The following is a 10,461-nucleotide window of genomic DNA, read 5'->3' as shown; positions in this document are numbered from 1 at the left end:
GACCCGAAATTGCCTCAAGTGTGAGAAATCCGCGTCGAGGTTGTGCAGGGAGCGGCTGACGGCCGATTGCCGGGTGTTCAGGAAACGTGCCGCGCCGTGGATACTGCCTTGCTCGGCGATTGCCCGCACGCATAGGAGTTGCCACAGATCGAACGGTGGGCGCCGCATGGCCCGTCACACCATCTTGCTACGGCATGGTTTCAAAACCGTATTGTCCGTTAATTGTATAAAACGAGCATAGATGGGCAGAATAAACATGGCAGTTTTATCCTGTGATTGGGTGTTATTACGCCTCCGAAAACATAGCTAAATAAAATGACGCTGATAAAACTCATCTTGCGGAGACATTAATGTCTCCGCCCTGTTCAGAAATTTTCTTGATGTGATTTAGCATTCGTAGCCGTAAAATACCACTTACCCACCGGATGCATATCCAATAGGGAAGAAATAGCCGCTTTGTTTTTCTATCTGTGCATTTTATTCGCGTTTCTGTAGTTAGGAGGCACTCGCCTTTTGTAATTGACGTTACCATAATTGATACAAACACTTTATAGAAACCGGGCCGAGTAAAATGGATAAAATCAGAGGGGGATCGCATCACAGGAGATGTATTCGAAGAATCGAATGTGCCTAAAAGGCCGCGTATGATTTCTTTGGAGGGAATTTCGCGAAGGACGATAAAATCTTCAAAATCAAACATATCCGTTGCATCAGATGCTTTCAGACGTCGCGCCGGAAAGCGTAGCGAAAGGAAGAAACGGATAAGAGGGTCGTCCCTCAGCTTGAATGCCAAAGCGATTTTGAACAATGAGTTCTGATCGCTTCTGACCTTGATTGCATGTTGTTCTTTGAAATCATATTCAGGCGACACTTGATCGAGATCGGATGACGTTGTGAGAGTTTCGCCGCTCCGGATAAGAACATTCATGATGCGATCGGTAATATTCACGACTGCCAGCCTCCCCCAAGTGCGCGAAAGCATTCAACTGCGGCGCGATCCTCTTCTGCCCGCATGGATGCCAGTCGATCCTGCGCGTTCAATAAGGTGATGTTTGCTTGAAGGGCATCATTTAGAGCCAGAGTGCCCGCTGTATAGGACTGCCATGTGAGAGCCGCAGCATGGTGCAACGCTTCAACATTATGCATTTGTGACGCGATCGCTTGCCGTGTCTGGGAAAGATGAAAGAATGCATCTTCTACATCTTCTGCTGCGCGTAACATGGTGGCCTGATAGCTGGCGAGCGCCTCTGCGTAACTACCACGAGCACGGGAAACATCGCTGGATATTTTTCCGAAATCGAAAATGCGCCATCGTAATGCTCCTGTCGCAGTCGGCTGGAATCCAGGCGCAGTGAATAGCTGTTGCGGGCTCATACTTTCGAAACCCAGCGCGCCCTGAAGAGATATTTTTGGATAATAATTTGCCAGAGCCTCGCCGATGCGGGCGTTGCTTGCTGCCAGTCTTCTTTCCGAGGCGATAACATCGGGCCGACGCCGGAGAACTTCCAGAGGCTGCGCATTCGCGGATGGTGCGGGAACAGCGGGTAATTCAGCATAAATCCTGAGTTCTACAGCGTATGTTCCGGGCTGTGTTCCCATCAGGACATCAAGTCGGTTTGACTGCGTTTCCTCATCTTTTTCTATATCGATCATGTTTTGCCGGGCGGCCTCGACGACTACTGTAGCAGAGGACAATTCCCGGTCGTCGGCAACATTTCGACTGCGACGCTGCCGGATAAGGTCCATCATCTTCTGGTTGGAGGTGAAAACATCCCTGGCTATGCGTAGCCGGGCCTGATCGCCCCGGATGCGGAGGTATGTATCGGCAGCCTCGGCCGCGAGGCTCAGTCTCGTACCATCACCTTCTGCCTCAGCAGCCTGAAACTCATCCCGTGCGGCTTCGTGTGCTCTTCTCAAACCGCCGGCGATGTCCAGTTCCCAACTTGCCACCCCACCGACGTTGTACTCGCGATAATCCCGATTGAAGTGTGGAATTTCCCGAACAATGTGACCGATGAGTCCTTCTTCGGACAATCTTGTCGCCGAAACCTGAGGGGAAAAATCGAGAGTTGGTAACATCTGTGCGGCTGCTGAGCGCGCGATTGCCCGTCCCTGAAGCACTCTCGCATAGGCTGCCTTCAGATCAAGATTCTGGGTAAGCACTCGGGACTCAATTTTATCGAGTTCTGTATCATGAAATGATTTCCACCAAGAAACCGCGTTCTCCGAGGAAGATATCGAGAACGCTGTTTTGCTGACATTGTGGAACGGGATAAGCGATATTTGTGGTGTCCGATAGTTCGGACCGACAGCGCATGCCGTCAGGCATGACATCACTGCGGCGAATACCGACTGTCGAATAATGGCTGCGGCGGGGCGGCGTCTCGCCCCTGGGTAAATAAGGCAACGCGTTCCTTCCTTCAGGGTACGGTTCTGAATCACCTGGGGAACCTCTGTCATGAATTGGTGCAGCCGCATGGAGTGTGGCGTATGACGTGTTCCATAAATCGTCACTAATTGTCAACGTGAGTAGCTCAACGTATGAATTAAGTGTTCCCTTTTTCGACGTGAGGTTCGGATGCAGTCAGCAGGCAAAGGTCAGAGAGGCCCGATAGACCATGAGCGGCGGGAGCAGATTCTCGATGCCGCCAATGAGCATTTCCGCCACTATGGATACAAGAAAACGACTGTCGCTGACCTTGCCAAGGCGATCGGTCTCTCGACTGCATATATCTACAAGTTCTTTGATTCCAAACGGGCTATCGGCGAAGAGATCTGTCGCCAGTGTCACGAGCGGGTGATGGCGGACGTCAAGGATGCCATGGGCTCCGGCAAACCAGCGTCGGAGAGGCTTCGCCTCATCTTTCTGACCCTTGCCCGTGACGGAATCGACCTTCTGTTCAATGACCGGAAAATGCACGACATTGTGCTCGCGGCTCTGGAAGAAGGCTGGTCGACGGCCGCCGACTTCGACGCGGAATTGCTGTCACACGTCAGATCGGTGATTGCCGATGGCAGGGACGCAGGAGAGTTTGAGCGCAAGACTCCACTAGAAGAAGCCTGCCGTGGAGTGGTCCTTGCACTCCAGCCTGTCAGACATCCCGTGCTTCTCGAGTTCAATCATAATACCCTTATTGAGGATGCCTCTCTCCTGGCCGGCCTGGTGCTGAGGAGCCTTTCAGTATAGAATTAACAAGTGACGAATTGACAATATCATCACTCGCGGCGAAGATGGCTCCTACGATGTATCGAGGGAGCAATTTGAATGCCGCCAAGAAGACGGTTTTTCGGGAAGTGGCTGGGCATATTGCTCCTCATGCCCGTAGTTGGTTGCAATAGGCATACGCCGTCAGATCCGCGCACGGCTCCGCGTGCCGTCCTTGTGATTGTTCCCGGCAGCACGACCTCTTCGTCCCCGATATATCCCGCTGTCGTCGCAGCACGCGTGCAGCCCACGCTTGCCTTTCGTGTTGCGGGGAAAATAGTTTCCCGGAGGGTCGACGAGGGTCAGGTCGTACATCGCGGTGATGTACTGATGACCCTCGACAGAACCGATCTTGCGCATGACGTGACCAGCCAGAGCGCTAATGCGGCATCGTTGCGTGCGGCCTGGGAGAATGCAGCGGCTGACGAACGTCGTTATCGGGGTCTGGATCAGACGGGCGCCGTGTCGAAGTCTTTCTACGATGGAATACGCAGTCGTGCCGAAAGTCTCCACGCACAACTCATGGCGGCGGACGCCAATCGCAGGATCGCGACTGACCGGGACGACTATACGGTTTTGAGGGCCGACCATGACGGTACGGTGCTTTCCGTTTTTGCCGAGGCCGGTAATGTTGTATCGGCAGGCCAACAGGTCCTGACCTTCGCATCAGCCGGTCCTCTGGAGGCGTCGGTTGATCTCCCCGAAGACATGAATCTTCCTATCGGCTCTTCAGCGATCGTTTCAGATGCAAAGAGCGATCAGATCATCACGCGCGCCGCGTCGCTCCGCCAGATCGCCGCTATTGAAGATACTGCAACTAGAACGGTGAACGCACGGTACATCATCCCGAATTTTCCGACGAACTTACGGATCGGACAGACGCTCACTGTTACGCTGACATCGTCACTGTCCGACGATATGGTCGTTCCTCTTTCTGCTCTTTTCGATATGGGAAGCGCACCGGGCGTATGGATCATCGAACCATCTAACAAGAAGGTCGCGTTTCACCCGGTGCCTCTCCGGCGTGTTGAAGGCAGCGCGGCTGTTATAATGCCCGATCAGAGAATGCGCGACCTGCGTGCTTCCGGCGAATTACAGGTGGTCGCTGCTGGTGTCCATGACCTCCATGCGGGGGAAGTTGTGACGATCGCGTCTGACCAGGCGCAGATGCAATGAAGGCGTTCAATCTCTCGGCATGGGCGGTTAGGGAACAGGCGATCACGCTGTTCCTGATCGTCGCGCTCGCCCTATCCGGTGCCTATGCTTTCTTTGCACTCGGCCGTGCAGAGGAACCAAGTTTTACCGTCAAGACGCTGACAGCCACTGTTCTATGGCCAGGCGCTACAGCGGAGGAGGTACAGGATCTGGTTGCCGATCCGCTGGAAAAGCGCTTGCAGGAGCTGACCTGGTATGACCGGGTGGAAACAATGGCACGCCCCGGCATGGCGGTCATGATGCTCACCCTCAAGGACAATACACCTCCATCTGCCGTGCCGGAGGAGTTCTATCAGGCGAGGAAGAAACTGGGGGACAGCGCGCATGTGCTTCCACGAGGTGCTATTGGCCCCTTCGTCAACGACGAATATTCCGACGTGGTCTTCACGGTTTATACCCTTGAAGGCAGGGATGTTCCGCTCTTCTTGGTGACCCGTGCTGCGGAGACCGTGAGAGAGAAGCTTCTGCATGTGCCAGGGGTCCAAAAAGTAGCGATTGTCGGGGAGCAGCCGGAGCGGCTGTATATCGATCTCTCACACTCGAAGCTGGCGGAACTCGGCCTGAGCGTAACGGACGTTATCCAGACGCTTCAGGAACGGAATGATGTTGTAGATGGGGGTTTTGTCGAAACCAGTGCCAGTCGGATTTATGTTCGTACGCGGCAACCACTGTCGCGACCGGACATTATCGGAAACACAACGATCAGTGTGGGGGGCCGGACTGTTCGACTGGGTGATATCGCGGCGGTCCACACAGGTTATGAGGAACCACCGGATTTTCTGACCCGTCATAACAACCAGTCCAGCCTGGTTCTCAATGTTGTCATGCGGCCTGGCTGGAATGGCCTGAAGCTCGGTGCTGCGCTGTCTCATGCTGAAGATGGGATCAACCGGAGCCTGCCGGTCGGGATTACGCTCACGCGGATCGTTAATCAGGCGCAAAATATTCACGCGGCCGTCGGCGAGTTCATGTTGAAATTCTTCGTGGCGTTGAGCGTCGTCATGTTGGTCAGCTTTATCAGCCTCGGCTTTCGTGTGGGTCTCGTTGTGGCAGCTGCCGTGCCTCTGACGCTGGCAATCGTCATGATCCTCATGCTTGTAACGGGGCGCGCGCTCGATCGGATCACGCTTGGCGCCCTGATCATCTCACTTGGACTTCTTGTCGATGACGCGATCATTGCTATTGAAATGATGGTCGTGAAGCTTGAGGAGGGCATGAACCGTATTGCGGCCGCGTCCTACGCATGGTCTCACACGGCGGCACCGATGCTCGCGGGAACACTCGTGACGATCATTGGTTTTACACCTATCGGTTTTGCACAATCAGCCGCAGGTGAATACGCAGGAAACATCTTCTGGATCGTCGCGTTCGCTCTCATCACGTCATGGTTTGTCGCCGTTATTTTTACGCCTTATCTGGGTGTCAAATTTCTGCCTGATCTCCGGGCAGCACATGCGCAGCCACCGTATCAATCCGCACGGTATGAGCGTTTCAGGCGGCTGGTCCGCAGCGTAATAACTCATAATAAGGCCGTCTGTGCAGGCGTGGTCTGCCTGTTCGTGCTGGCGTTTGTCGGTATGGGATTTGTGCGGCAGCAGTTTTTTCCCAGTTCGGATCGACCGGAGCTGCTGGCAGAAGTAATAATGCCGAAAGGAGCACCCATCGAAAGCACGGCCGAAGCAGCAAGGAAAGTCAGTGACTGGCTACAGAAGCAGCCTGAAACTCTCAGCGTCACAAGCTATATCGGTGGGGGCGCTCCCCGGTTCTTTCTGGCGTATAATCCGGAACTGCCTGATCCGGCATTTGCAAAAATCGTTATTATGACCGCAAACGCGAAGCAGAGAGACAGGCTGCGCGATAGCTTGCGCCAGGAAGTCGCGAAGGGCCTGGCGCCAGAGGCCAGGGTGCGTGCGACCGAGTTCGTCTTTGGTCCTTATACGCATTTTCCGATCATGTACCGCGTCATGGGGCCGGACGCCCAAACAGTAAGTCATATCGCTCAGCAGGTCAGCGATATTGTCCGGGCCGATCCCGAGACGCGGCAGGTGAATACCGACTGGGGAGAAAAACAGCCATCCCTGCATTTCGTGATGAATCAGAGCAGGCTGGCGCAGTTGAGTCTCTCACCTGACACTGTCTCGCGTCAAACCCGATTTATGTTGCAGGGCATAAGCGCGGCCCAGGCTACCAAGGATATTCGGTCGGTTGATCTGATCGTGCGCTCCGACGGCCAGTCTCGTGCAGACCCGGCCCGGCTTCTCGATCAGGATATCATTGCCGGTGACGGCCGTCGTATCCCGCTGCGGCAGATCGGCATGCTGGAATATCGCAGCGAAGAGCCTGTTCTGTGGCGGCGAGATCGCATTCCGACGATGACCGTGCAGGCGGATATCAATGATCAGCTTCAGCCGCCCGAGGTCGCCGCGCGACTGGACAAAGTGCTGCAGCCTTTGCGAACGACCCTTCCAGAAGGGTATCGTATTGAAACGGGAGGTAATACCGAAGAGTCCGCGAAGGCCAACGCAGCAATGGCACCGATTTTTCCGATCATGATTCTGCTCATGCTCGGGGTTATCGTTGTCGAAACCCGATCTCTATCGGCGATGACGATGGTCTTTCTGACGGCACCTCTCGGCCTCATCGGAATGGTTCCCACGCTTCTCCTGTTTCACCAGCCCTTCGGGTTTAATGCGATCCTTGGTCTCATCGGTCTTTCAGGCATCCTGATGCGCAATACGCTAATTCTGATTGGTCAGATCCACACTAATCTGGCAGACGGCATGGAGTTTTCCGATGCAGTTGTCGAAGCCACGATACAACGGGCACGCCCTGTCATCCTGACGGCCCTGGCGGCAGTCCTGGCATTCATTCCACTGACTGAGTCGATTTTTTGGGGAGCACTGGCATTTACTCTGATTGGCGGAACTGCCGCCGGTACCGTGCTGACACTCCTTTTTCTGCCAGCATTATATACTCTCTGGCCGAGGAAGTCATTGGGGACGATTCATGCCGAACATGGCTGATATTTCCCGCTTAGATCTTTGCTTTCTGCACATATTGCTGTGATATGACCTCAAAACGGCAGGAACTGCCTTCATGTCTCAGCAATCTCCGTAGAGACCCGGTACGGGGATAAAACCCGGTAGATCGCGGACGCGATCGAGCCAGCGCATAAGAGCCGGGTAGGGGGTAAGGCTGATACCGCCTTCGGGTGCTAGTGCAAGGTAGGGAAAGAGAGCGCAGTCGGCAATTGTAGGCCGGCGGAGCGCAAACCAGTCCTGTGTCTCGACATGCGCATTAAGCACCGGCAGGAGTTTGTCGGTCCAGCGCATGGCAGTGCCCATATCGAGGGGATACCCGAATTTCCGGATCAGACGGGCGGCGTTGGGGCCGTTGCGCACCTCGCTCGACGCCACTGAAAGCCATTGCGTGATGGTGGCCTGTGACATGGCGTCTTCAGGCCACCAAGCGCGGTCCGCCAGCCGGGCGGCAAGGTAAACCAAGATGGCCTGAGAGTCCCGAAGTGTGAAGTCACCATCCAGCAGAACCGGGACTTCCCCGAACGGGTTCAGTTTCCGGAAATCCGGATCATGGTTCTCACCTGCTGCGAGATCGACCGGAACGAGATCCAGCTTCGTATCGGTCAGGGCCGCGAAAAGCCGGATCTTGTAGCAGTTTCCGGAGACGTCCAGATCATAGAGAAGCATCACGGAGTGTCCTGTGGTTGGAAATTAAGAGGGCAGGAGACAGACGGAGCTTGCCCGGCAGCACCATGGGCTCTAGTGTGACGAACGACTGTTCGTGAGTCAAAGGCGAAATGAGAGAACCCGTTCCTATCCACCAGATCGTTGTCGAAGCCCGCGAACTGTTTCGCGAATATGGCTACGAAGGGGCATCCATGCGCGATCTGGCCGATCGCGTGGGTCTGCGTCCGCAAAGCCTCTACACGCGCTTTCCGTCGAAGGAATCGCTGGTGCCAGCAGTGCTGGCCCTGACTCTCGACGATACGCTGGTCGATCTTCCGGATCCAGCGGGGGACTGGCGTGCTGCCTGGCGGATGCTGATCGGGAGGATCGCGGAGACGTTCGAGGCACGAGGGCGCTGCGTGGGATTGCATCTCGCGTATGGCGTGACGGCGCAGACACCGGACGCTCGGGACGCGGTGCGGACGTTTTTCGCACGATTGCGCGATGCGATGGCCGGGATTCTGGACGCCGGGGAAGTTTCTGAACCGGTATCCGTCGCGACGGATACACTCGCGCAACTCGAAGGGGCAACGCTCTGGATCACGACCGAGGGCGACATGGAACCGCTCCGGCATGCTGTGGAACGTGCCCTGTGTATTGGTGATCGGGAAGGGAGACCACTGTGATCGAAACCAAAAGATTGTGTCTCTCGCTTCATCAGATGACGGATTTCCACGATCTACATACGATGTGGAGCGATCCGGATGTCGTTCGACACATCAGCTGTGTTCCATCGTCGGAACAGGAGTGCTGGTTTCGCCTTCTTCGCTATCGGGGCTTGTGGGATCTTCTGGGTTATGGATACTGGTGTGTCCGCACGAAAGCGGATGGGCGCTATGTCGGCGATGTCGGCTTCGCCGATTGGAAGCGCGATATCGAGCCATCTCTGGACGCTGCGCCGGAAGCCGGCTGGGTTCTGGCGCGCTGGGCGCATGGCAAGGGATTTGCGACCGAAGCCCTTCAGGCTGCATTGGCATGGATGGACGGGCGCGGCGTGGATCGCACGGTCTGTATCATCGCACCGGAACACGCGACGTCGTGCAGGGTCGCGGAGAAATGCGGATATTTTCTGAAAGGCAGCGCTTGTTTCCGAGCGGAGCAGACGCTGCTTTTACAGCGCAAGAGGGACGATCGGTGATGGACGCTTCCGTAACGACATACCGTGCCTGGAGCTGGCACGCGCCGGGCGAGCCCGAACAGCTTCAACTGGTGGACCGGGCCTTCGTGTCTCCAGGACCGGGTGAGATCGTCGTGCGGAATACCATGATCGCGCTCAATCCCGTTGACTGGAAAGTCATTGCCGCCAGTCCCGACGGATGGAGGCCGGGGCATGTGCCGGGCGTGGACGGTGTCGGAATCGTCGCGGAGGTCGGCGACGGCGTGAGTATCCCCCTGGGAACGCGGATCGCATATCATCAGGGGATCGGCAAACCGGGTAGCTTCGCGGAATATACGATCGTGGATGCCGATTGTGCGCTCGTTATTCCCGACGGTGTCAGCGACGAGAGCGCCGCCGGAATTCCGTGTCCGGGGCTGACGGCGTGGCAGGCGCTCGCCAAGGTACCGGATATGCCGAACCGGGATGTACTGGTGACCGGGGCTGGCGGCGCTGTGTCGCTGATCCTGGTGCAACTGGCATTGCGTCGGAACTGGCGTGTCTGGGCGACCGCGTCGCCGGCTCATCACAAACGGCTGCTTGCGTTGGGCGTTGCCGGTACGTTCGATTATCGCGATGAGCGCTGGCGTGCGCAATTGACCGTAGCACTCGGGCCGCGCCGCCTCTTTGCTGTATTCGACACCACGAGCGGGGCGTATGCACGCGGTCTGGCGCCACTGGTGGGGTATAACGGACATCTGGTCTGCATTCAGGATCGGCTGGAATCACCGCCTCTGCCGCCGTTCACGACGGCGCTGTCCCTGCATGAAGTCGCGCTGAACAGCGCGCACGGCCATGCGACGGCGGAGAACTGGCGGGAGTGGCGCCAGGCCGGAGCGCAGTTGCTCGACGCTGTGCGGATTGGTGCCCTCGGCCTCCAGCCGCATATAGTCACCGCGTTCGATGACCTGCCGGCAAGCCTCTCCGCCCTGAAGCACGGGCGCATCAAGGGGAAAAAGATTCTCGTGCGCATTGAGGCTTGAAGCCGTAATACCAGCGTGCCCGGGCCTCAGTGACGCGCGCGAGTAGAGTTTCCAAACTGTGTGATGACTGACTTCGGGCTGTCAGGGGTTTCGAAGCGTAGACTAATGGCAGCAACGGGGGGGTAGAACGAACCCGCTGCGCGGGATTGGTGCGGT

10 protein-coding genes are annotated in these 10,461 nt (G+C 56.3%); 6 read left to right on the top strand and 4 right to left on the bottom strand.

Going from position 1 to position 10,461, the window contains the following annotated elements; translation table 11 throughout:
* The 3 genes from AD944_RS16185 to AD944_RS02235 all read right to left on the bottom strand — a co-directional run.
* Window positions 1-168: LysR family transcriptional regulator (locus AD944_RS16185; protein WP_156477242.1), on the bottom strand; the 168-nt coding region annotated here is incomplete at its 3' end.
* Window positions 169-331: 163 nt separating this feature from the next.
* Complete coding sequence (locus tag AD944_RS02240) at window positions 332-949, bottom strand: hypothetical protein (RefSeq protein WP_145912907.1); 618 nt, start codon at window positions 947-949, stop codon at window positions 332-334.
* The gene (locus AD944_RS02235; protein ID WP_230975727.1) at window positions 946-2,460 is read right to left on the bottom strand and encodes an efflux transporter outer membrane subunit; all 1,515 of its coding nucleotides are present in this window, start codon (window positions 2,458-2,460) and stop codon (window positions 946-948) included. Before AD944_RS02235 ends, AD944_RS02240 begins: the two co-directional genes overlap by 4 nt.
* Window positions 2,461-2,578: 118 nt before the next feature.
* Here AD944_RS02235 and AD944_RS02230 point away from each other — a divergent pair, with 118 nt between their 5' ends.
* The 3 genes from AD944_RS02230 (at window position 2,579) to AD944_RS02220 (ending at window position 7,443) form a co-directional block, all read left to right on the top strand.
* Entirely contained in the window at window positions 2,579-3,187 is a 609-nt protein-coding gene (locus AD944_RS02230; protein WP_007396818.1) for a TetR/AcrR family transcriptional regulator, read from the top strand.
* A 195-nt stretch (window positions 3,188-3,382) separates the two neighbouring features.
* Window positions 3,383-4,381, top strand: coding sequence for an efflux RND transporter periplasmic adaptor subunit (locus tag AD944_RS02225; RefSeq protein ID WP_052427269.1), 999 nt, complete (start codon window positions 3,383-3,385; stop codon window positions 4,379-4,381).
* Window positions 4,378-7,443, top strand: coding sequence for an efflux RND transporter permease subunit (locus AD944_RS02220; protein WP_045543312.1), 3,066 nt, complete (start codon window positions 4,378-4,380; stop codon window positions 7,441-7,443). Before AD944_RS02225 ends, AD944_RS02220 begins: the two co-directional genes overlap by 4 nt.
* 78 nt (window positions 7,444-7,521) lie before the next feature.
* Here AD944_RS02220 and AD944_RS02215 read toward each other — a convergent pair whose 3' ends face one another.
* Window positions 7,522-8,127 carry a glutathione S-transferase family protein gene (locus AD944_RS02215; protein ID WP_045543313.1) on the bottom strand — a complete coding sequence of 202 codons (606 nt, stop codon included), beginning with the start codon at window positions 8,125-8,127 and terminating at the stop codon, window positions 7,522-7,524.
* A gap of 110 nt (window positions 8,128-8,237) precedes the next feature.
* Here AD944_RS02215 and AD944_RS02210 point away from each other — a divergent pair, with 110 nt between their 5' ends.
* Genes AD944_RS02210 through AD944_RS02200 form a run of 3 tightly spaced genes read left to right on the top strand, consistent with a single transcriptional unit; the run spans window position 8,238 to window position 10,305 of the window.
* Window positions 8,238-8,792 carry a TetR/AcrR family transcriptional regulator gene (locus tag AD944_RS02210; RefSeq protein ID WP_007396814.1) on the top strand — a complete coding sequence of 185 codons (555 nt, stop codon included), beginning with the start codon at window positions 8,238-8,240 and terminating at the stop codon, window positions 8,790-8,792.
* The gene (locus AD944_RS02205; RefSeq protein WP_039998457.1) at window positions 8,789-9,304 is read left to right on the top strand and encodes a GNAT family N-acetyltransferase; all 516 of its coding nucleotides are present in this window, start codon (window positions 8,789-8,791) and stop codon (window positions 9,302-9,304) included. Before AD944_RS02210 ends, AD944_RS02205 begins: the two co-directional genes overlap by 4 nt.
* A complete protein-coding gene (locus AD944_RS02200; RefSeq protein WP_039998456.1) occupies window positions 9,304-10,305 on the top strand; it encodes a zinc-binding dehydrogenase in 1,002 nt (333 codons plus the stop codon). Before AD944_RS02205 ends, AD944_RS02200 begins: the two co-directional genes overlap by 1 nt.
* The last annotated feature ends 156 nt before the right edge of the window (window positions 10,306-10,461 follow it).

The organism is Acetobacter tropicalis (assembly GCF_001580915.1).
In the GTDB taxonomy this organism is placed as follows: Bacteria; Pseudomonadota; Alphaproteobacteria; order Acetobacterales; family Acetobacteraceae; genus Acetobacter; species Acetobacter tropicalis.
This window is presented reverse-complemented; position numbering and strand designations above follow the sequence as displayed.